Origin of the sequence: Streptococcus sp. OMI870, assembly GCF_047460295.1 — a bacterium.
Classification (GTDB): Bacteria; Bacillota; Bacilli; order Lactobacillales; family Streptococcaceae; genus Streptococcus.
In genome coordinates, this window is record NZ_JASHGM010000002.1 from 264,498 (window position 1) to 284,962 (window position 20,465).

The 20,465-nt window shown below is 44.3% G+C and carries 19 protein-coding genes; 6 read left to right on the forward strand and 13 right to left on the reverse strand.

Annotated features, from left to right (window positions below; genetic code table 11):
* Positions 1-41: 41 nt before the first annotated feature.
* Positions 42-1,097, reverse strand: a complete 1,056-nt coding sequence (locus QM968_RS05315) for an acyltransferase family protein (RefSeq protein WP_414382802.1) — start codon at positions 1,095-1,097, stop codon at positions 42-44.
* 118 nt (positions 1,098-1,215) lie between these two features.
* On the opposite strand from QM968_RS05315, the gene pabB reads away from it, so the two are divergent.
* From pabB to QM968_RS05340, 5 genes are all read left to right on the forward strand, one after another.
* Positions 1,216-2,943 carry an aminodeoxychorismate synthase component I gene (pabB, locus tag QM968_RS05320; protein WP_414382805.1) on the forward strand — a complete coding sequence of 576 codons (1,728 nt, stop codon included), beginning with the start codon at positions 1,216-1,218 and terminating at the stop codon, positions 2,941-2,943.
* Positions 2,943-3,560, forward strand: a complete 618-nt coding sequence (locus QM968_RS05325; protein WP_414382807.1) for an alpha/beta fold hydrolase — start codon at positions 2,943-2,945, stop codon at positions 3,558-3,560. Before pabB ends, QM968_RS05325 begins: the two co-directional genes overlap by 1 nt.
* Before the next feature lie 271 nt (positions 3,561-3,831).
* The gene (locus QM968_RS05330; protein WP_414382809.1) at positions 3,832-4,017 is read left to right on the forward strand and encodes a hypothetical protein; all 186 of its coding nucleotides are present in this window, start codon (positions 3,832-3,834) and stop codon (positions 4,015-4,017) included.
* A gap of 12 nt (positions 4,018-4,029) precedes the next feature.
* On the forward strand, positions 4,030-4,938 hold the full coding sequence (locus QM968_RS05335) for an ABC transporter ATP-binding protein (RefSeq protein WP_414382811.1): 909 nt from the start codon (positions 4,030-4,032) through the stop codon (positions 4,936-4,938).
* A 54-nt stretch (positions 4,939-4,992) separates the two neighbouring features.
* Entirely contained in the window at positions 4,993-5,745 is a 753-nt protein-coding gene (locus tag QM968_RS05340) for an ABC transporter permease (RefSeq protein WP_414382813.1), read from the forward strand.
* A 20-nt stretch (positions 5,746-5,765) separates the two neighbouring features.
* Here QM968_RS05340 and QM968_RS05345 read toward each other — a convergent pair whose 3' ends face one another.
* Together QM968_RS05345 and QM968_RS05350 are read right to left on the reverse strand one after the other, a co-directional pair.
* Positions 5,766-6,653 (reverse strand): HAMP domain-containing sensor histidine kinase, encoded by an 888-nt coding sequence (locus QM968_RS05345; RefSeq protein WP_350018803.1) that lies wholly within the window; start codon positions 6,651-6,653, stop codon positions 5,766-5,768.
* Entirely contained in the window at positions 6,653-7,342 is a 690-nt protein-coding gene (locus QM968_RS05350) for a response regulator transcription factor (protein WP_350018802.1), read from the reverse strand. Before QM968_RS05350 ends, QM968_RS05345 begins: the two co-directional genes overlap by 1 nt.
* 202 nt (positions 7,343-7,544) lie before the next feature.
* Here QM968_RS05350 and QM968_RS05355 point away from each other — a divergent pair, with 202 nt between their 5' ends.
* Entirely contained in the window at positions 7,545-8,078 is a 534-nt protein-coding gene (locus tag QM968_RS05355; RefSeq protein ID WP_350018801.1) for a hypothetical protein, read from the forward strand.
* 125 nt (positions 8,079-8,203) lie between these two features.
* Here the strand turns inward: QM968_RS05355 and QM968_RS05360 are convergent, their stop codons facing one another.
* The 10 genes from QM968_RS05360 to QM968_RS05405 form a co-directional block, all read right to left on the reverse strand.
* Positions 8,204-9,643, reverse strand: a complete 1,440-nt coding sequence (locus QM968_RS05360; RefSeq protein WP_009731648.1) for a 6-phospho-beta-glucosidase — start codon at positions 9,641-9,643, stop codon at positions 8,204-8,206.
* A 508-nt stretch (positions 9,644-10,151) separates the two neighbouring features.
* Positions 10,152-10,499 (reverse strand): VOC family protein, encoded by a 348-nt coding sequence (locus QM968_RS05365; RefSeq protein ID WP_414382816.1) that lies wholly within the window; start codon positions 10,497-10,499, stop codon positions 10,152-10,154.
* Between the two features lie 58 nt (positions 10,500-10,557).
* Positions 10,558-12,333, reverse strand: coding sequence for a pyruvate oxidase (spxB, locus tag QM968_RS05370; RefSeq protein WP_414382818.1), 1,776 nt, complete (start codon positions 12,331-12,333; stop codon positions 10,558-10,560).
* Between the two features lie 639 nt (positions 12,334-12,972).
* Positions 12,973-15,195, reverse strand: coding sequence for a heavy metal translocating P-type ATPase (locus QM968_RS05375; protein WP_414382820.1), 2,223 nt, complete (start codon positions 15,193-15,195; stop codon positions 12,973-12,975).
* A gap of 10 nt (positions 15,196-15,205) precedes the next feature.
* Positions 15,206-15,577, reverse strand: coding sequence for a cupredoxin domain-containing protein (locus QM968_RS05380; RefSeq protein ID WP_009731652.1), 372 nt, complete (start codon positions 15,575-15,577; stop codon positions 15,206-15,208).
* Between the two features lie 18 nt (positions 15,578-15,595).
* Positions 15,596-15,991 carry a CopY/TcrY family copper transport repressor gene (locus QM968_RS05385; protein WP_045498041.1) on the reverse strand — a complete coding sequence of 132 codons (396 nt, stop codon included), beginning with the start codon at positions 15,989-15,991 and terminating at the stop codon, positions 15,596-15,598.
* 142 nt (positions 15,992-16,133) lie between these two features.
* Positions 16,134-16,766 carry an SGNH/GDSL hydrolase family protein gene (locus tag QM968_RS05390; RefSeq protein ID WP_414382823.1) on the reverse strand — a complete coding sequence of 211 codons (633 nt, stop codon included), beginning with the start codon at positions 16,764-16,766 and terminating at the stop codon, positions 16,134-16,136.
* Entirely contained in the window at positions 16,767-17,615 is an 849-nt protein-coding gene (locus QM968_RS05395) for a Cof-type HAD-IIB family hydrolase (RefSeq protein ID WP_414382825.1), read from the reverse strand.
* 443 nt (positions 17,616-18,058) lie between these two features.
* The gene (locus tag QM968_RS05400; RefSeq protein ID WP_414382827.1) at positions 18,059-18,775 is read right to left on the reverse strand and encodes a DUF554 domain-containing protein; all 717 of its coding nucleotides are present in this window, start codon (positions 18,773-18,775) and stop codon (positions 18,059-18,061) included.
* Between the two features lie 16 nt (positions 18,776-18,791).
* Positions 18,792-20,462: a MutS-related protein gene (locus tag QM968_RS05405; RefSeq protein ID WP_414382829.1), complete on the reverse strand. Its 1,671-nt coding sequence runs from the start codon at positions 20,460-20,462 to the stop codon at positions 18,792-18,794.
* Positions 20,463-20,465 lie beyond the last annotated feature (3 nt).

Consider the following 20,465-nt stretch of genomic DNA (forward strand, 5'->3'; position numbering starts at 1 on the left):
AAAAAACCTCAAACACAACTGTTTGAGGTTTGTACACCCTACTATTGGTTGGTTATTTCATCTAACTCTTCACCATTTGAAGGAATCTTTTGTATTTTCCTTCTATCTCGTACCCACAGCATGGCCACTCCAAAGAGATGGCTTCCAAACAAGGCCGTCACAAAAATCAGCTTGCCTCTGTCTGGATAAGAAAGAGGGAGAGTCCGAAATCCGTAGCGAGACAACTCAATAAAGATAGGATGAGAAAAGTAAAGGGCCATACTCATCTGTTTTAAATACTGTAGATCATAGGTTTTTAGAAAAGACGATCGCAGGCAAGCATTGACCAAATAAACGGTCACAAAGGGAAGGAGAAAGAAAAAGTTCTTATCGATTCCTTCATTTCGAAAAATGATCATGCCTTCTAAACAGAAGAGTCCAAAGGCAAGAGCTACTTTTTGCCAACGGTAAACCCGAAAGCTCGGTGAATCAAAATGATCATAGAGAGAGTAACCCATAAAGATAAAAATAGGCGTATAGAAGAGACCATTTCGCGCTGTGAAAAATAGGTTGCTATAGAGTTGGTAGCCTTTTAGAAGACTGGTGGTGTCCAGGTAAGACGAATAAGTTTCAATCAAGCCCCAGCAGTATAGAAGAAGGGTGATCACCCCCGTCCAAACCATACCTAGCCGTTTGACTAATTGATTGACCAAAAACAAGCCCAGCAAAAAGGCTGGGATATACCAAAGTTGGTAGCACATCCCCAGGTAGACTAGAGCAATCAAGACTCCTGCTGGAAAGAGATAGACAGGGAGTTGGAGACTAGAAAAAAAGATCCAGGCATATGGAAGATAGACACAACTCCAAAATAAATAGGTTTTAACGATTTTGACCAGATAGGCTTTCATTTTCCTTGCATCCTTTAGGGATTGCTTAAGAAAAAAGCTGGCACAGATGATAAAAAATGGCACCGCTAGCCGTCCAAGGATGCTCTTGAGACCAAAATGCACCGGCTCATAAGAAGTTAAGCGACCACTATGCACCAAAATCACTGCAATCGCAAAAAGGTATTGAAAGAGACTAATACTAGAAGTATTGTAGAGGGAATTCTTTTGCATGTTCCTGCTCCTTGCAAAATGCAGATTCTAAGGTTATTTTAGCATGAAAGAGAGGCCGGAGCAAGGAATCTTGCATCCTGATCTACCTTTTTTCCTCTATTTTTGATATACTCAAAGCATGCATAAACAAACGATTATTGATTTTAAAGAACTTGGATTGAGACACCTTTTCACCAAGCCCATAAAAGAATTAAAAACCAGAGACATCGACCAAGTAGAGGCACTTCTTAAAGAAGTGGAAACTTACCAGGAGTCTGGATTTTATGCAGTAGGCTATGTCAGCTATGAGGCTGCTCCTGCTTTTGAGAAAAAATTAGCTGTCCATCCTGCACCCCTCATGGGAGAGTATCTCCTCTACTTCACCATCCACCAAGAGGTCGAAACCCTTCCTTTTCCAGAGGACTATGAAGCTGTGGATCTTCCAGCCAATTGGAAGGAAGAGGTCGAGGCGCCTGCTTATCAAGAAGCGATCAAGACCATCCATCACCACATCCGCCAGGGAGACACCTACCAAGTCAACTACACCGTCCAGCTTTCTCAAGAGCTAGAGACTGATCCTTTAGCCATCTACAACCGACTGGTGGTAGAGCAGAAGGCCCATTACAATGCCTTCATCCAACACGATGATGTCGCCATCCTCTCCATTAGCCCTGAGCTCTTTTTTGAACAAGAAGATCGTCTATTGACCACGCGCCCCATGAAGGGAACGACGCGCCGTGGGCTTACCAACCAAGCGGATCTCAAAGAGGCAGCCTGGTTAGAAGCAGATCCCAAAAATCGGGCGGAAAACATGATGATTGTGGATCTCCTGCGCAATGACATGAATCGGATTTCGGAAATTGGAAGTGAGCAGGTGACCCGCCTCTGCCAAGTCGAGCAATACTCCACCGTTTGGCAGATGACGTCGACCATTGAAAGCCGCTTGCGACCCGAAGTCGATCTGGTCCAAGCCTTCCAAGCCCTCTTCCCTTGTGGATCGATCACAGGCGCACCGAAGATTTCTACTATGGAAATCATCCAACAGACAGAGATTGCTCCTCGTGGAGTCTACTGTGGCACGATTGGGATCCTTCTTCCAAGAGGGAAACGGATTTTTAATGTGGCCATCCGGACCCTTCAAATGCAAGGCACCAAAGCTATCTATGGCGTTGGTGGTGGCATCACTTGGGATAGTAAATGGGAAGGCGAATACCAGGAAACCAAGCAAAAATCGGCTGTCCTCTACCGACAAGAGCCTCGATTTGAGCTCCTGACGACCGGTCTCATCCATCAAGGAAAGCTGACTTTCCTAGAGCAACACCTGACCCGTTTGAGAGAGGCCAGCCGCTACTTTGCCTATCCTTTTAATGAGCCAAAACTCCTGAACAACCTTCAAGAAGAGCTCTCTCATTTGGATCCTAGCCTTGACTACCGTTGTCGCATTACCTTGCAGAAAAACGGAAGCTTCCAGCTGACGATCACCGAGCTAACAGACTTGCCAGCTAGCTATCTGCAGGCCCAATTGAGAAAACAAACAGCTCCATTAGACCGACCTTTTACCTATTTTAAAACGAGCCAGAGAGACCACCTCATCCAGTCAGATCGGGAGCAGATTTACTTTTTAGAAGATGAGACCTTGCTAGAGACAACCATTGGCAATCTCATCCTAGAGATCAAGGGCAAGCTCTATACCCCACCAGCTCATCTCCCTATCCTCGATGGAATCTACCGCCGCCATCTTCTTGAGAACCAGCAGATTGAAGAAAAACTCTTGACGCTGAAGGATTTAAGAGAAGCCGATCGTATCTATGCCTGCAATGCTCTCCGTGGTCTTTACGAGCTCGATTTTCAAGGAAAGGACTCCTAATGAAACTTATTTTTTTACATGGACTAGGGCAGGATGTGCTCTCTTGGCAAGGGGTCCAATATGCCCTTTCTCCCTTGCACTCCAAAACTTTTGATATTTTCTCTCATCCAAGTGAAAGTTATCAGGAGATCAAAGAAAGGCTGATAGAACGCCTCCAGCAGGAGAGCGAGCCCTTTATTCTGGTAGGCCTCTCACTAGGGGGTGTTCTCACCCTTGATCTCTCTAGACAAGATTTCCCGCAACTCAAGGGCTTGGTCCTTGCAGGGACACAATACAAACTCAACACCAATCCCCTCTACAGACTCCAGATCCTCCTCTTTCGTCTGCTTCCCAAGCATGTCTTTGAAAGGCAAGACGCCAATAAACAACAGATGCTTCAAATCTTGACTGAATTAAAAGGACTCAATTTAACCGATACCGTTAAAGCTTGTCCTCTTCCTAGCTTGGTGATTTGTGGTAGCAAAGATTGGGCCAATCAATCTTCTTCTAAGAAGTTGGCCAAGCTCCTGCCTAAAGGTCGTTATCAAGAAATCGCAGACGGAGGCCATCTACTCAATACTGAGAAACCCTTTGAACTCGCGCAAGCCATCAAGGAGTTTGTCGGTGAATTTAAATAGGAACAGAGGCTGGGCATAAAGTGTCCAGTCTCTTATATATGATAGTTATAACTGCAAGACGCAGTAGCTGATTGGCATCTTTGTTCGCCTTTTAAGCTCCAAAGATGACCTAATCAGCCTTGCGGGGGTGGGACAACAAACGATTTTTAGTCAAAATTCGTTCTGTCCCACTCCCGTTTTTTTAGAAATATTTTAGAATTACTTGATAGTTATTTGAAAAGCAAGCTGTATACTAAGAGTGTAAAGAAAATAACCAAGAAGGAGTTCACTTATGAAAAAGAAACTAATGATTGTCGCCATCGCCTCTATCATTTCTCTTAGAGTCTGGAGCCTCGTACATAACGATTTTAACTTTGAGGTCACATTCAACGATAGTCAAACAAATTTTATAGAGCATAGCTACGAGCATGAAGCCTACGGAATCGTTTTCGATTTGCTAGAAAATAAGCTGTACTAAGGAGAAGAAGCCATGGAAAAAGTATTAGAAATTAAACACTTGAGCAAAAAATTCGGTCAACAATACGCCCTTAATGATGTGAATGTGACTATTCGCAAAGGTGATGTCTACGGCCTCATCGGTAAGAACGGGGCAGGGAAAACCACCCTCATCAAGGTCATCACCCAGCTGATTCAAGAAACTGACGGAAGCGTCTCTCTCTTTGCTTCCACGAATCGCTCCCAGTGGACGCAAGCCCTGAAACGGGTCGGATCTGTCATTGAAAGCCCTGTGGCTCACAAGCATATGACCGCCTACCAAAACTTAGTCTACTATTGCAAGGCTCGCCATATCCCAAATCCCGACCAGGTTATCAAAGAAACCTTGAACTATGTTGGCCTGAATAATACAGGCAAGAAGAAATTCCGTGATTTTTCACTCGGGATGAAACAACGGTTGGGAATTGCCATCGCGCTCATTGCCAAGCCCGACTTCCTCATTTTGGACGAACCCATCAATGGTCTCGATCCTGTCGGAATCAAGGAATTCCGTCAGATGATCAAGCGCCTCAACGATGAACTCGGCATGACCATCCTCATTTCCAGTCACATCCTGTCCGAACTTTATCTGGTTGCCAATCGCTTTGGTATTGTCGACCAAGGTCGCCTGATCAAAGAAATTAGCAAGGCTGAATTCGAAGAACAAGGAGAAGATTATATCATCCTCAAGACCAGCCAGCTAGCCCTTGCGAGTCAACTGATCCAGGATCAACTCCATCACCGTATCAAGGTCATCGATAAGGACGGAGAAATCCATATCTTCGGACAGACTCACGATATTAAAGTCATTGTCAAAGCCCTCGTGCAAGCGGATATTGACGTGGATGAAATCTACTATGCCCGCCAAGATCTGGAAAAATTCTTTACGGACTTGGTAGACTAGTCAACCCACCGTCTTGTTTTACTTATCCCACATATTTCATTTAGGAGATTTATCATGTTGCATACCATTCAAGCAGATTTTTACAGACTATTTCGCTCCAAAGGTTTTTGGATTACAGAAGTCATTCTCGTTCTCAACATCCTGTCTGGAGTCATCTTTGGAGCTACTGGCCACGTCGGTGTCAATACGGAATCCAAATTACCCCAAGCGACCGAAGTTTGGACGGGCTTTAAAGCCCTGACCAACTACTCTTCCAGCATCAGTGTGACTATCCTCTTTACCATTATTGTCATCACCTTGGTTCTGGGAACAGACTTAACACAAAACTTATACAAGAATAGTCTGGCCTATGGCGTTTCGCGCACCAGCTACTACTTTGCTAAAAGCGCTGTTGTCCTAACCATTGCCCTCTTCCAATTTCTTGTTTCTTATGGTCTCGTCTTCTTGCTCGCGACCCTCTACAATGGAATGGGTACCATGCCAGAGCACTTCCTTGCTCATTTTGGTCTAACCGTGCTGATTCAGTTCCTTTCCACCTTGGCTTGGGTCAGCATCATTTCCTTCCTTCTTTATGCTAGCCAATCCATCACCTTGGCCTTCGTTGGCTACTTCATTGGAAATATTTTCTTAAGCCTTCCTGCACTCTTCTTTAAAGACATCGACATTCTCCACTATCTAAACTTGGAATTCCAATATTCCATGGTCCAAAGTACGATAGCAACAAACAACACCCTCTCGATCGCCCTTGGCTTCATCCTTGTTTTCGGCTTCCTAGGACTAGCTACCTTTAAACACAAAGATTTATAACAAAAAGGCTTGAGCGGTGCTCAATCCTTTTTTCTTAGTGTAATGGTCAAGATAAACCAGTCTGCCTCCGTTGCCAGTTGCAAGTCGCCCCCTAAGATCTCTACAAAATTTTGAATAATGTAGAGACCCAAGCCAGAAGACTCTTCTGTATCCGATAGATTTTCTGAGTAGAAGCGGCTAGCCAATTGGTCTAAGTGTTGGATCGGTTGTTGCACAATATTGCGCAGCTCGACCCGAATCGTGTCCGTGTCCGACATCAGGGTCAAACGTGCCTGCTCCTTTCCATGCTTGAGGACATTGCTGAGCATGTTTTGTAAGAGTCGCTCCCAAAGCTCAGGATCGGTAGCATAATGGAGATGTTCTTCTAACTCTACCTCTAAGGCAATCCCCGCCTCAGACAAACTATCATAATACTGGAATAACTGCTGGGTTAGCACTTGGCTGAGATTAACGTCTGAAAGCCGAGGCTGGATGGCTCCCTCCATCAAGCGTCTGTACTCCAAGAGAGATTCCAAGCGTTTTGAGACGACTTGAAGATTGGAAGCAATTTTCTTCAGTTTTTCCTCTTCTTGCGTCCCTCCTTTGATAATTTGTTGGGTATAGCCCGAAGCAATGGTCAAAGGTGTCCGAATATCGTGAGCAATATTACTGATGGCCATATCCAAGGTTTTCTTCTCTTGAAAGGCAATCCGATTGGTCCGCTCGATCTGGTCAAAAAGATCACTGACCTGCTTGGTCAAGGCGACCAATTCTTTTTTTGAGACATGAGAGGTCAACCGGACCCCACTCCCATTTTGGAGTTTCTTTTGAATTTGCTCTTGCAAATCTTTGAGAGCAGAGAGTAGGCGAAGGTAACCCAGTCCAATGAGAAGGACAAGGACGACTAGAACTAGAACCAATCCCCACATTACTGGTCTCCTTTCAAGCGAACTCCCAAGCCCCAGACGGTTTCAATATAGTCCTCATTAGGATCGAGCTGAGCAATTTTCTTTCGGAGGTTGCTCAACTGGGCATTGAGCGTATTGTCTCCAGGCAGATAAACTTCTTCCCAGACCTCTTCATACAACTCTTCTTTGGTAAAAATCTTCTTTGGATGCGCCAGTAAGGTCTCAAAAATTTGAAATTCTTTTTTGCCTAAGCGAAGCGTCTGTTCCCCAGACTCCAATTCAAAGGTTTCTGGGTTCAGGACCAGATTTTTAAAAGTCAGCTTTTTCGATGATGGAGGTTCCTGTGCCGAAGTGTTGTTATTTCTCAGCTGCACCGTTACCCGAGCTGCCACTTCGTCCAGATTAAAGGGCTTGACGATATAATCATTGGCACCTGCAAGGAGATACTGGCTAATGAGGTGTTTGTCTCCAAGAGCGGTCATCATGATGACCGGCACTTGACTCCGCAAACGGATCTCCTCTAGGACCTGATCGCCATTTTTCCCAGGAAGCATGATATCGAGAAGGATCAAATCAATGGCTTCTTGCTGGAAGAGCCGCAGTCCTTCTGTACCTGAAAAAGCCTGAAGGACCTCATAGTCTTCACTTAAGAGACTGTATAAAATTTCTTGGATATCATTATTATCCTCGATTAATAAAACCCGTGCCACTTGCCTCACTCCTTTTTCCTTTGAACTTCAAATCATTTCTATTCCTCTAGCCTATCAAATAAAAACCCCTTCGTCAATGAAAATCTGATAAAATCCTATCGTACCCTGCAAATCTGCATGTTAGGTCATCACAAGATGAACTTGACTATCCTTTCTTTCAAAAGGTATAATGGGACCAATGACAGAATAGGGAGAATCATCTATGAAAAAAAATGCCAAAACTAAAATCAGCCTTGTATCCATCCTCATCATCCTGGGCGTTGCTGCAAGAATGATGCGAGTCATCCACCGCCAGCAAATCAGGGAGCAAAACAGACAAACCATTCAAACGACTAAAAAGGTTGCAGAGTTTCAGAAAACACTAGACGAGGAAGAAACGAAGAAACGGAACGAAACCTTCAACAAGATTTTTAATGAATCCCTAGTTCAGAAAAATTTTGAAAATTGGCAAAAGGTCGACGAACTTCATGGTTTGGGACAAAGAACTGGGCAATTTTATATCTATAACTTTGAAAAAAAAGAAGAGATTCTCTTAGAGAATACAGATCAAGCATTTGTTCTACCTATTCGAGACAAGAGTGATAACGTCACATTTCAGGCTATTTTTGCCCATAAGGACGGCCAGTGGCACATCATGAAGCCAGACGGAAGTTCGCAGTTGCAACTAGGAGAAGCCAACATTTCCGCTGAATCTAAGTTTGTCATCGAGAACAATGTCTTAGATTACGACCAGTAAATCCATAAGGACTTGGCTAAACAATATACAAAAAGCTTAGGACCCCAGCTTGTGAGTGGGATTCTAAGCTTTTTAGTTACTGTCAGAGAGGCATCCAGAAGATGGTTTAGCTCTAGAGGAGACTTTTATTTAACAGAAGCTCCATTGGTCGCAATGACTTCTTTGTACCAATAGAAGGATTTCTTGCGCGAACGGGCTAAGGTTCCCTTGCCTTCGTTGTCCCTATCCACATAGATGAAGCCGTAGCGCTTCTTCATTTCTCCAGTCCCGGCAGAGACCAGGTCAATACAGCCCCAAGTCGTATAGCCCCAGAGGACAACACCATCTTCGTTAATGGCATCTCGCATGGCCTTGACATGGGCAGCCAGGTAGTTAATCCGGTAATCATCAGCTACATAGCCATTTTCATCTGGAGTATCTACTGCACCAAGACCATTTTCCACGATAAACATCGGCTTTTGATAACGATCCCAGATGGTATTGAGGGTAATGCGGAGACCAAGAGGATCAATTTGCCAACCCCATTCCGAGCTTTCTAGGTAGGGGTTCTTCAGAGAGGCAAAGATATTGCCCGCTGTTTTCTCCCTTTCAGCTGGATCCCCTGAAGCGACGCGACTAGCATAGTAGGAGAAGGAAATAAAGTCCACCGTATGCTCTTTCAATAATTGAAGGTCCTGCTCAGTCATCTCAACCGTGATTCCCTGACGCTCCCACTCTTTCTTAGCATAGTTTGGGTATTCCCCACGCGCCTGCACATCGATGAAGAAATAGTTCTTGCGGTCTTCTTCTAGACCAGCCCAGACATCTCGCGGAGCACAGGTATGAGGATAGTTTGGTCCTGCTGCCAACATACAGCCGACCTTGTTGTTCGGATCAATCTCATGGGCTAGCTTGGTGGCAATGGCTGAAGCCACCAACTCATGGTGAGCTGCCTGGTATTTGACTTGCTCTTCATTCTCCCCTTCTTCAAAGCAAAGGCCCGCTCCCATAAAAGGCGCGTGAAGGATCATATTGATTTCATTAAAGGTCAGCCAGTAGTTGACCAAGCCCTTATAGCGAGTGAAGAGGGTTCGGCAGAGACGTTCATAACATTCCAACATCTTGCGACTACGCCAGCCACCGTACTCAGTAATCAAATGCATGGGGCAGTCAAAGTGAGTAATGGTCACCAAGGGTTCAATGCCATACTCGTGGCACTCCTTAAAGAGATCTTCATAAAATTGGAGACCCGCTTCGTTTGGCTCCAGTTCATCCCCTTTTGGGAAGATCCGAGACCAGGCAATGGACAAGCGATAGGTTTTAAAGCCCATTTCCCCAAAGAGGGCAATGTCTTCCTTGTAGCGATGGTACATATCAATGCCTTCTTTAGCCGGGTAAAAATAGCCCTCTTCAAAGTCGAACATCTTTTTCTGACCCGTAATAATCGCATGACGATCAGGCCCAATCGGTACCACATCCACATTAGCCAAGCCACGGCCATCTTCATTATAAGCTCCCTCACACTGGTTAGCAGCCGTCGCTCCACCCCAAAGGAAACCATCTGGAAATTGAAGTTTGTCGGTCATCTCTCTACCTCACTTGATTTGATAGTTCTATTATACCCTTCTCCTTCCAAAAAATCCTACAAGATCCTATGAAAAACTGATACTATTCTAAGGTAACTATCGCTTTCATGCAACACAAAAAATCCGGAGGACTCCGATCTTTTAAAATGCATACAAATTATTTTTTGCCAAATATAATATTGGACTTTCTTAAATCTAATAAATTCTGTTAAATATAGAAAAATTATATTCGTTAGAATTATTCAATCATCTACTGAAACTTTCCGCCGTGAGAAAAGTGCTAGAAACAATCGTGTTTCTAGCACTCGGGAGTTTTGAAACTTTAGGTTCAAAACTAAGTCATGGAACTTCGTAGAAGTTCGCTGACGTCCGTACTCACCTAAGGAAAGTTTCAAAGAAGATTTTGTCTTTAATAAAAAAGACCAGATGGCTCCGATCTTTTCTATAGTTCATTTTCTCAAATTCTATTTTAAGAATAGCTAAGGTTGAAGTTAAATGACCACGCCTCCTATTTCATACGATAAAAATCAATCACTAGACCAGCAGGGCCTTCAACTAGCAAGCTTTCGGTTCCCCAATCGGTTACAACTGGGCCGTTTAAAACCTGGATACCAAGTTCTTTCAACCGTTTGTAGTTCTGGTCTACATCCTCAACCTCGACATGAAGAATGATTCCTGACTGAAAATTTTCCAAAGGTATCAAATGATTCTCTGATAACATGAGACAGTGACTGCCAATCGTGAACTGAGCAAAACTATCATCAGCATAATCTGCCTTTTTATCCAAGATATGCTCCAAGTCAGCACAGACTTGAGGAACATTTGAAACGATGATATCTATTTGATTTAAATTCATTTACTATCTCCATAAAAAGACCGGATTACTCCGATCTTTTTAATTTCCATGAGAGAAATTATTTAATTGCGCGTGATTGCAATCCTTCTTCTTCCAAGAAGAGACGGAATGGTACAAGCTCTTCAGCTTCGTATTTTTCCTTGAAGGCTTTGATCGCTTCTTCTGAGTGTTGTTTTGGATCCAACTCAAGTACTTCTACTGGAAGTGGACGGTGTTGAGTGATGCGAGCATCGATAACAACAGTTTTACCTTCTTTGTTCAATTTAACAGCTTCTGCAACCACTGCATCGATGTCTTCGATACGGTCAACTGTAAATCCAACAGCTCCTTGAGCTTCAGCGATTTTCGCATAGTCAGCATTAGGGAAGTCACAACCAAACAAGTGTTTGTTTGTGTCTTCGTATTTGTCCTTGATGAAGGCATATTTACCATTTGAGAAGACAACGTTGATAACTGGAAGGTCGTATTGAACGTTTGTGATAACGTCTGGGTAAACCATGTTGAAGGCTCCGTCACCCATGATGTTCCATACTTGGCGATCTGGGTTGTCCTTCTTGGCAGCGATACCACCAGGAAGGGCAATACCCATTGTCGCAAAGAGTGGAGATGTACGCCACATGTTCTTAGGTGTCATGTGAAGATGACGAGTAGATGTTTGAGTAGTGTCACCTACGTCGATTGAGTAGATAGCGTCTTGATCAGCATGTTTGTTGATTGCATTGTAGACTTGGTACAATTGCAATTCACCCTCAGTTTTACCTTCGAGTTTATTCATGTAATCACGCCAGTTTTGGTTGTTCTTCACGTTTGCACGCCACCATGGAGTAGACTCAACTGGGTTTACCTTATCAAGGATAGCTTTAGCTGCTTGACCGGCATCACCAAGGATTGAAGCGTCAAGAGCGTGACGTTTACCAAGTTTGTAAGGGTCGATATCCACTTGGATGAATTTTTCAGTGTTTTTGAATGCTTCGTATACTTCAGCAAATGGGAAGTTTGAACCAAGGAAAAGAACTGTATCTGCTTCAAAGACCACTTCGTTGGCTGGTTTCCAACCAACACGGTAAGCAGAACCTGTCAATCCTTCGTAGTTCCATTCAAAGGCTTCAAAGTTTTTACCAGTTGTAATGATTGGTGCTTTGATTTTACGTGACAATTCAGTGATCACTTCACCAGCTTTAACACCACCGTAACCAGCATAGATAACTGGACGTTCAGCATTGTTCAAGATTTCAACAGCTTTGTCGATTTCAACTTCGTTCAAAGCAGGAGCGATGAATGAACGCTCGTATGAACCTGAACCGTAGTATGAGTTTTCGTCGATTTCTTGGAAACCGAAGTTTACTGGGATTTCAACAACAGCTGGGCCTTTTTTAGAAACGGCAGCACGGCAAGCTTCGTCAATAACTTTTGGCAATTGCTCAGCGTAAGCTACACGTTTGTTGTAAACAGCGATACCGTTGTACATTGGGTTTTGGTTCAATTCTTGGAAGGCATCCATGTTCAATTCGTTAACTGGACGTGATCCAAGGATAGCAAGGAATGGAGTGTTATCCATAGCTGCATCGTAAACACCGTTGATCAAGTGAGTTGCACCAGGTCCACCTGAACCAACTGCAACACCGATAGATCCGCCAAATTTAGCTTGCATAACCGCTGCAAGAGCACCTGTTTCTTCGTGGCGAACTTGCAAGAAACGGATATCTTTGTCTTCAGCCAAAGCGTCCATCAATGAGCTAAGTGTTCCTGATGGGATTCCGTAGATAGTGTCTACGCCCCATGTTTTCAATACGTTGAGCATTGCTGCAGATGCAGTAATTTTCCCTTGAGTCATTCTAACTCTCCTTTAAATCTATTTTGATCCTTTAAAAATGTAGCATAGCGCTTCTACTCCATCTTTGCGATCAGGTTTCGTTTTGAATTTGAAAATGAGTTTTTTCTGACATTTCTCATGAAAACGATTTACAAAACGATTACAGTATTAATTTATCACAAAGAGATTCACATGTATAAGAATCTGCTCAGAGATGCTCAATCCCTATTCCATAACAGATGCTCTTTTTGAGAAATTTTCACAAACTATCCTACAATAGGGTATTTTACTATAATTTAATACCCCCCTCTTTTCCCTTAGAGCTGTAAGGAAAGATAAAAAAGTGCTACAGCATGCTGTAGCACTCCGAACGTATAAAAATGATTTTTTATATAAAATAATATAAAATAAGAAAACTCTGTAAAAATAAAAGTACTTCCCTATTGTTTTCATTATTTAAATATATCCTGAGAATTTCCGCCGTGAGAAAAGCGCTAGAAACAACTGTGTTTCTAGCGCTCGGGAGTTTTGGAACCTTAGGTCCAAAACTAAGTCATGGAACTTCGTAGAAGTTCGCTGACGTCCGTACTCACCTAAGGAAAATCTCAGGAAAGATTTTATCTTCACTCTACGTGATATGTGTATCACTTTTTGTTCCCATTAATCAATTTTCGCAACATTGAGAAGCAGCGAGCTAGTCAAAACAGACAAAGAACTAAGGGCCATAGCAAGACCTGCTAGTTCTGGATTGAGGGTCAATCCCAGTCCTACAAAGACTCCAGCAGCAATTGGAATCCCAAGGATATTGTAGATAGAGGCCCAGAAGAGATTGAGTAAGATCCTGCGGAAGGTCTTTTGACTCATGTCAAAGGCGCGCACAACGCCAAGCAAATCATTTTGTGTGAGCACGATGCCACCGGACTCGATCGCAATATCCGTTCCAGATCCCATAGCGATCCCCACATCTGCGATCGAGAGAGCTGGAGCATCATTGATCCCATCTCCAACAAAGGCAACCTTGCTAGTTTCTTGCAGTTTTTGGATGGCGCTAGCTTTTTCTTGAGGAAGGACATCAGCAATGACGGTGTCAATTCCCACTTGCTTAGCAATAGCTTGGGCCACCCGTTCATTATCCCCCGTTAACATGACCGTTTTCAAGCCCCGTTCTTTGAGCTTTTTGATCGCTTCTTTTGAGCTGGCCTTCGGAGCATCTTGAATGGCAATCAAGCCAATCACTTGCCCATCCACAGACAAACTGATCACTGTTTTGGCCTGCTCTTGCAACTCTACCATCCGTTTTTCAAGCTCCGGATCCATCGCTGTCCCGTCATGAAGTTTGCCATTTCCCAAGGTCACCAACTGCTGGTCGATCTGACCTTGGACCCCTTTTCCTTCAATCGCTTGGAAGTTTTCCACAGGGGATAACACCAAACCTTTTTCTTCTGCTTGGGATAACACCGCTTGGGCTAGTGGATGTTCTGAAAAAGTTTCAAGACTAGCAGCCAGTGTCAAGACACGCGCTTCATCTCCTACAACATCGGTTACAAGTGGTTGGCCAATGGTAATAGTCCCTGTCTTATCAAACACAACGGTTTGAATCTTTTGCACTTCTTGAAGAACTGTTCCATTTTTAATCAGAACCCCCATCTTGGCACTACGGCCGGTTCCGACCATCAGGGCTGTTGGGGTTGCTAAACCAAGGGCACAAGGACAGGCAATAATGAGGACAGAGACTGCATAGAGCATGGCCTCTTGAAGCGACGCGCCCAGAAGCACGGACCAAACCCAGAAAGTCGCAATGGCCAAAATCGTCACCACTGGAACAAAGATACCTGAAATCTTATCCGTCAAATCTTGAATGGGAGCACGACTGGATTGGGCCATTTTGACAAAGTCCACAATTTGAGATAAGAGGGTCTCACTACCGACTTTTTCAGCCTTAAAGAGAATGGTCCCATTGCTGTTGATAGTGGAGCCGATAACTGCATCACCAACTGATTTTTCCACAGGCAAGCTTTCACCTGTCACCATCGACTCATCAATGGTCGTACTTCCTTCTACAATCGTCCCATCAACCGCAATCTTTTCCCCAGGACGGACCCGAATCAAGTCATCAATTTGGATATCTTCTGCCGCCACCTCGACATAGTTCCCATCACGGAGAACTTGAGCCGTTTTTGCCTGCAAATCCAACAACTTTTCCACAGCCTCGGAGGCATTGTTACGCATCCGTTCTTCAAAGATTTGCCCTAAGAGGATAAAGAAGATGATAAAACCCGCAGCCTCAAAGTATACTGGCTGACCAGTAAAAAGGGCAAATACACTATAGACATAGGCTACCAGGGTTCCAAGAGCTACCAAGGTATCCATATTGGAATGGTGCTTCTTAAATGAGGCCCAGGCACTCTTGATAAAAGGAACTCCTGCTACCAACATGATCGGCGTTGTCGCTAGAAAAGTCCCCCAGCGACTGACTGGATGGGATACAAATCCTGCCATCATCCCGATCATCAAGATCAATAAGGGAAGAGTAAAGATACTAGTAATCCAAAAGCGACCCAGTAAACCTAAGACACGACGGCGTTTTTCCACAACCGTGTAGGAACCCTTTTGCATCTTCATTCCACATGAAAACTCGAAGTCCCCTGTTTCTGTCGGGGTAAAGGATATCACCTTATCCACACCGACTTCCAAAGGCTCTAAAATCCCCTGATCTTCAAATAAAATTTCCTTGTAACAGCCGGAAGGATTGACCCGATGGAAGGTGATTTCAGCAGGGATCCCTTTTTGAAGTTGAAATTCCTTTGGACTATAGCCTTTTTCTGCTGTAATACGGATCTTTTGCACTCCGTTTTCCACAACTGCTTTTTGTTTTTCTACCATACCTACTCCTTTATTCCACAATCATGTGACCATGCATCATGTTCATTCCACATGAATACCCATATTCGCCCGCTTTTTCTGGCGTAATTTCAATGACATGTTTTTCACCTAAAGGCAAATCTTCATGAACGCCAAAATCTGGAAAGATCACTTGAGCCAGACATGAAGATGGATCCTTGCGATTAAAGATGATCCGGGCTGGAACATTTTTTTTCAGGACAATGGTTTCAGGCGAATAGCCCCCCATGACTTCGACTTCAATTTCTTGATAACCTGATTTCTGACGAGCGTGGCCGCTTACCTTTTCATGCTCTGCAAAGAACCACCAAGCAATAAAAGCAACCAAAAGTAAACAAACAATACTAATTAACAATCCAAACATGGAATTTCCTTCTTTCTATTACATACAATTGCAAGGGACTGTTTCGACAGCCTCTGCTTTCTTTTCTTCCAGGACCTGCTGCAGCTGATTAAGATCTGCAAGCGTAAAGTCACTCGCCTGAATCAAGTTTTCAAGCACCTGGACAATCCTTTTGGAGCAAACCTTGTCTTTCACATCCTCAACCACCAAGTCTAAACTCTGGTCCTGCTTCAACAAAGCCGAGTAGACAAAGGCTTTGCCTGATTTTTCTCTGGTCAGACAGCCTTTCTCCACCAAGCGGGTCAAGAGAGTCTTGATGGTCGACTTCGACCAGTCAAAGCGCTCGGACAAGACGGCGATTAAATCCGTGCTGGTCTGCTTGCCTTCCATCCAGATAATCTTCATGATGCGCCATTCCGCATTAGAAATTTGCATGGCTTCTCCTTTCAAAATCTACATTTGTAAATCTTATAACCCTATTTTACCTCTAAGATTTACATTTGTCAACCAAAAGTTAAAAAAAAATCTTCCTTTGAAGATTTGTCTGGTTGGGCTTTTTCACTCCCTATTTTTATCTCTATACTATCTCCTGCAGAGCTTGTGCTAGGATGCGATACCCGGCGACACTTAGATGGAGGCCATCTGTCGTATAGGCTTCTGCTAACTGCCCCACTTCATCCAATAAAGACGAATACACATCGACATAGCTGACCTGGTGGTAGGCTTGTGCCAATTCTTGATAAGCCTGATTGAGGGCTTGAATTTTTTCATTGGTCCGCACATAGACCTTTTGTTTGTAGCGCTCTTCTTGACTCACCGGTAAAACCGAGATCAGGTTGATGTGGGTCAACGGAAAATCCCGCATAATTGCTTGTAAGACCGCTTCTACATTGTCTAAGGTTTCCTTTTGAGGAATTTCTTTTCCGGTGTCATTGGTCCCGATCAAGAGAAAGATCTGATCCACCGCTGTTCCAAAGACATGGGCGTCTAGATGCTTACGAAGGAGATCCGTCTTATAGCCTCGTACTCCTCGATTGACCATGTGTTTGGGACTTTGTAATAGTTCATGAATGGGGAAATACTCTACGATGGAGTCTCCGATAAAGATCAAACCAGGCTCCTTCAGAGGGGCTTGATTGAGCTCCCGATAAGTTGTTATGATTTTCTCCTGCTCCTTTAAGAGCCAGTCTTCTAACAGTTGTACCGCCATCTACTTCTTTCCTTTCACTTGTTCCCAGGGGGTCAATCCTAGATACTCTTCGATCACTTGGTAGACACCGCCTTCTTGATGGCTCGGTGCTGAGTGCGTCGCGACCGCCTTGACAGCTTCTTCTGCATTGGCCACCGCATAGGAGTGAGCAGCCATTTCAAGCATTTCAATGTCATTTCCACTATCCCCAAAGGCCATGACCTGACTAGCATCAAGCTGCCATTTCTCCATTAATTGAGCCAGTCCCCAGGCCTTGTGAATGCCTGCTTGTAAGAGATCCATGCTGCCGAAACCGCTCGAAACCGCCATCAGCTGATCTCCAAAAGCCTGCTGGACTTCCCGACGCACTTGATCAAGACGATCCAAGCCAACCACCAAGCTCATTTTAAGCACCTGGTCAAACAAATCGGCTGTCAATTCCGGAACAAACTTCATTCGCTTGTACAAGGCTTCAATCACTTCCGGCTGCATGATTTTTTCAACTTCTGTAAAGACCGTTCCTTCCTTGACAAAGCCACCATTGACAGCTGATACAACCAACTGATCTGAAATTTCCCGGCCCTTAAAATAAGCAAGGACCGCCTCCACCAATTCCCGATCCCAGAATTTTCCTAGAACCATCTGGTCATTCTCAAAAATCCGAGCTCCGTTGGCGACGACCAGGGTCACCCGCTTGACCAAGGGACCCAAGAGCTGGCGCATGCGATGGATTTCATTTCCCGTCGCAATGACAAAGCGAATCCCTTTTTGATCCAAGTGGTCCAACAGCCTTTCCAGACGCGGAAGGTCCACCTCTCCTCGTTCATCTAATAAGGTTCCATCCATATCTGTTGCAATTAGTTTGATCATAACCATTCACCCTTCACCTTGGAAATGAAGCCAATCTTTATTCATTTCTCTTATTTTATCACATTTAAAGGCAATCCCCACCTTTTTGGAGCACCTCCTTTTTTCTAACAGGACCACAAGGGCAATCAAAAAAGCTAACCTATCTTTACCGGTTAGCTTTAGAATGAGACAAACTATTTAAAAGTAAAATAAGTCAAGCGATTCTGCAAAAGAAATAAGAATGAGTTCAAATTTTAAAATCGATTTAAGAAAATACCGAAACTTTCCGTTGTGAGAAAAGTGCCTGAAACAATAACGTTACAGGCACTCGGAATTATTGAGACCTTAGGCTCAATAATTAGTCATGGAACTTCGTAGAAGTTCGCTGACGTCCGTACTCACCTAAGGAAAGTTTTTAATATGACTTTGTCTTAAATCTGAAGCTACTGCTTAGTTTCTATTTTTCACCCAACAAAAGCCCAAATAATGCCAATCAGCACTGCTGGAAGGAGATTGGCGACCTTGATTCGTTTGCCCCAGATGAGGTTGATCCCAACACAGAGAATGAGGCTGGAGCCGACCAGTGAGAGATTCGACAGCGCTTGTGGGGTCATGATCGGTGCGATCAAATGGGCCAACAGCGTAATCGCCCCCTGAAAGAACACGAGTGGAAGCACCGAAAAGATGGCACCCTTTCCTTTTGAAACGGTCAAAACCAAAACGATGACCATATCGAGAATAGCCTTGGCCAACAAGGTCGAGGTGTCGCCTGTCAAGCCATCCTGGACAGCTCCGACTACCGCCATAGCCCCGATACAAATGGTCAAGGCCGTGGTCATAAAGGCATCAACAAAGCTGGAATCGCCTTGGTTGCCCGTCTTTTCCTTCAGCCAGGTTCCCAGGCGCTTAAAACCCTCCTCAATCTTCAAGAGTTCCCCGATAACGGTCCCGATTACTAGACTCAGAATCAACATCATACTGCCGTGACTCTCCACATGACTTCCATGCACCACCAGCATCTTTTCCAAGGTCCCTGCGATGCCCAAGACAAAAACAGCAACTCCTGTCACTTTCAGAAGGGTCTCATGAAAATCTTCTGACAAACGTTGACCGATGAGCAATCCTAAAAGCCCACCAAATAAGACCCCTAAGGCATTATAGAAGGTCCCTAAACCGATCATTTACAATCTCCTTCGTTCATTTTTCATTCTTTTCAATTTCTTTCAAAGACCAGTGTCCCGTCTCTTCATACTGGTCAATCAAGTCCTTGGCTGTTTGCGTAATCTCCTCTGGATAATGCAAGCTTTCTAGAGTATTGACCGCATTCTTGGTTACGGCTGATCCTGGCTTGATCTGGTAGTCAAAGACGATCTTGCCATCCACATAGCGACTGTCAAAATGGTAATTATCATTGACTTCACCGGAGGCCGCGACCAGCTCAATATCATGGCTGGAAATCATGTAGAGGCAGTTTTGGGCAGCCAACCAGCGGACAATCCCAAGGCCTGATCCGATCCGCTCGATCGTATTGGTCCCCTTAAAGAGCTCGTCAATAAAGAAGTAGTGAAAACCAGGCTTTTTCAGATGCTGAATCATACGCAAAATAGCTTTGCTCTCCATGATAAAGTAGCTATCTCCAACTTCAATATCATCGCTTACATCCATAGCCGTTAGGACATGACCGTAAGGCAGGGCCAAGCTTTCTCCATAGGCAAAGCCCAGCCCTTGAGCCAGAATAGCATTGATAGCGACGGTCTTCAAATAGGTCGATTTCCCAGACGCATTGTCCCCACTGATGACCATATTTTTTTGAAAATGCACATCATTTGCAATCGGATTGGAGAGCAAGGGATGATAGAGCGTCTCACCTTCAATCCCACCCGTCTCTGTAAAAACTGGCTGACAGACCACTTCTAGATCCCGCTTATGGCGCAAGAGACTTATAGCGACTTCCATCTCCCCTAGCAGATCCAGAAGTTTCTGGGCCTCTTTTTGATAAGCCTTCACCTGATTGTAAATATAAACCTGAGCGATCTGCGGGAGTAAAAAGAGGTCATTGAGGTAGAGGAGAACAATTTCCATCTCAGAGGTCCCCGTTGGACTCTGCAAGACACTGGCAAGGATCCGCGTTTTCTTAAAGGCTTTGACTGCCTGCTTGAGTGCTTCTTGTTGTGGCAAGGCTAGATGGCTCAAGCGTTCTGCCGAAGCAAAGATGCGGACCAGATAGCTAACATTGTCCAGACGGTTTTTATTGGACCAATTGCGCAAACTTGAAAAGACGATATTAAAGATCACACTGATCACCAAGAGGGTAATCGCCCCAACCGGCTCAAAGGGGATGGCAAAGAGACAGAGGATGGGAAGACAGGCCAAGGCTATATAGAGGGGCAAACCTGCATAATGCTTGCCAGGATTTGCGACAATGCTACGCGCCATATTGTGGTTCTTCTTGCCCAGTTGGTTGAAAATGACCTGGACCTGGAGCCGCAAATCCGGTTGCTCTTCAAAGAAGGCTTCTAAGTCATGAAGTTGATCCTGAGGCCGGAATTCCAGCAGGCGCATTTTTTGATAGAGAGCTTCTGCCCCAAGGCTCGATTGGGTGTAATTGAGCTGATCAAAGACCGCATCCAAAGCCAAATCATGCCAGGTCTGATCATCCACTTGGCTATCGATCGTCCTTCCCTTAGCTGTATAAGCCAGACTGTCTATCAAACTTTCTTCCGTGTCTTTCTTACGAAAGAAAGGCGCTCCATCCCAAGCTTTTTTCAGCTTTTGCTTGAGGCGGATAGCCGTGAGAAATTTGGTTGCCCAAATTACCACCATCAATCCTAGAATCCCAAGCGGAATCCAGTTTACATTTCCTTCCATACT

Excerpts from the sequence above, each read along its gene's own strand:
- QM968_RS05340 (WP_414382813.1), top strand. The coding sequence starts at position 4,993 with ATGTTGCATACCATTCAAGCAGATTTTTACAGACTATTTCGCTCCAAA.
- QM968_RS05325 (WP_414382807.1), top strand. The coding sequence starts at position 2,943 with ATGAAACTTATTTTTTTACATGGACTAGGGCAGGATGTGCTCTCTTGG.
- QM968_RS05345 (WP_350018803.1), bottom strand. The coding sequence starts at position 6,653 with ATGTGGGGATTGGTTCTAGTTCTAGTCGTCCTTGTCCTTCTCATTGGA.
- QM968_RS05400 (WP_414382827.1), bottom strand. The coding sequence starts at position 18,775 with ATGATCGGTTTAGGGACCTTCTATAATGCCTTAGGGGTCTTATTTGGT.
- spxB (WP_414382818.1), bottom strand. The coding sequence starts at position 12,333 with ATGACTCAAGGGAAAATTACTGCATCTGCAGCAATGCTCAACGTATTG.
- QM968_RS05385 (WP_045498041.1), bottom strand. The coding sequence starts at position 15,991 with ATGCAAATTTCTAATGCGGAATGGCGCATCATGAAGATTATCTGGATG.
- QM968_RS05365 (WP_414382816.1), bottom strand. The coding sequence starts at position 10,499 with ATGAATTTAAATCAAATAGATATCATCGTTTCAAATGTTCCTCAAGTC.
- QM968_RS05390 (WP_414382823.1), bottom strand. The coding sequence starts at position 16,766 with ATGGCGGTACAACTGTTAGAAGACTGGCTCTTAAAGGAGCAGGAGAAA.
- QM968_RS05405 (WP_414382829.1), bottom strand. The coding sequence starts at position 20,462 with ATGGAAGGAAATGTAAACTGGATTCCGCTTGGGATTCTAGGATTGATG.
- QM968_RS05355 (WP_350018801.1), top strand. The coding sequence starts at position 7,545 with ATGAAAAAAAATGCCAAAACTAAAATCAGCCTTGTATCCATCCTCATC.
- pabB (WP_414382805.1), top strand. The coding sequence starts at position 1,216 with ATGCATAAACAAACGATTATTGATTTTAAAGAACTTGGATTGAGACAC.
- QM968_RS05395 (WP_414382825.1), bottom strand. The coding sequence starts at position 17,615 with ATGATCAAACTAATTGCAACAGATATGGATGGAACCTTATTAGATGAA.
- QM968_RS05380 (WP_009731652.1), bottom strand. The coding sequence starts at position 15,577 with ATGTTTGGATTGTTAATTAGTATTGTTTGTTTACTTTTGGTTGCTTTT.
- QM968_RS05330 (WP_414382809.1), top strand. The coding sequence starts at position 3,832 with ATGAAAAAGAAACTAATGATTGTCGCCATCGCCTCTATCATTTCTCTT.
- QM968_RS05315 (WP_414382802.1), bottom strand. The coding sequence starts at position 1,097 with ATGCAAAAGAATTCCCTCTACAATACTTCTAGTATTAGTCTCTTTCAA.
- QM968_RS05335 (WP_414382811.1), top strand. The coding sequence starts at position 4,030 with ATGGAAAAAGTATTAGAAATTAAACACTTGAGCAAAAAATTCGGTCAA.
- QM968_RS05360 (WP_009731648.1), bottom strand. The coding sequence starts at position 9,643 with ATGACCGACAAACTTCAATTTCCAGATGGTTTCCTTTGGGGTGGAGCG.
- QM968_RS05375 (WP_414382820.1), bottom strand. The coding sequence starts at position 15,195 with ATGGTAGAAAAACAAAAAGCAGTTGTGGAAAACGGAGTGCAAAAGATC.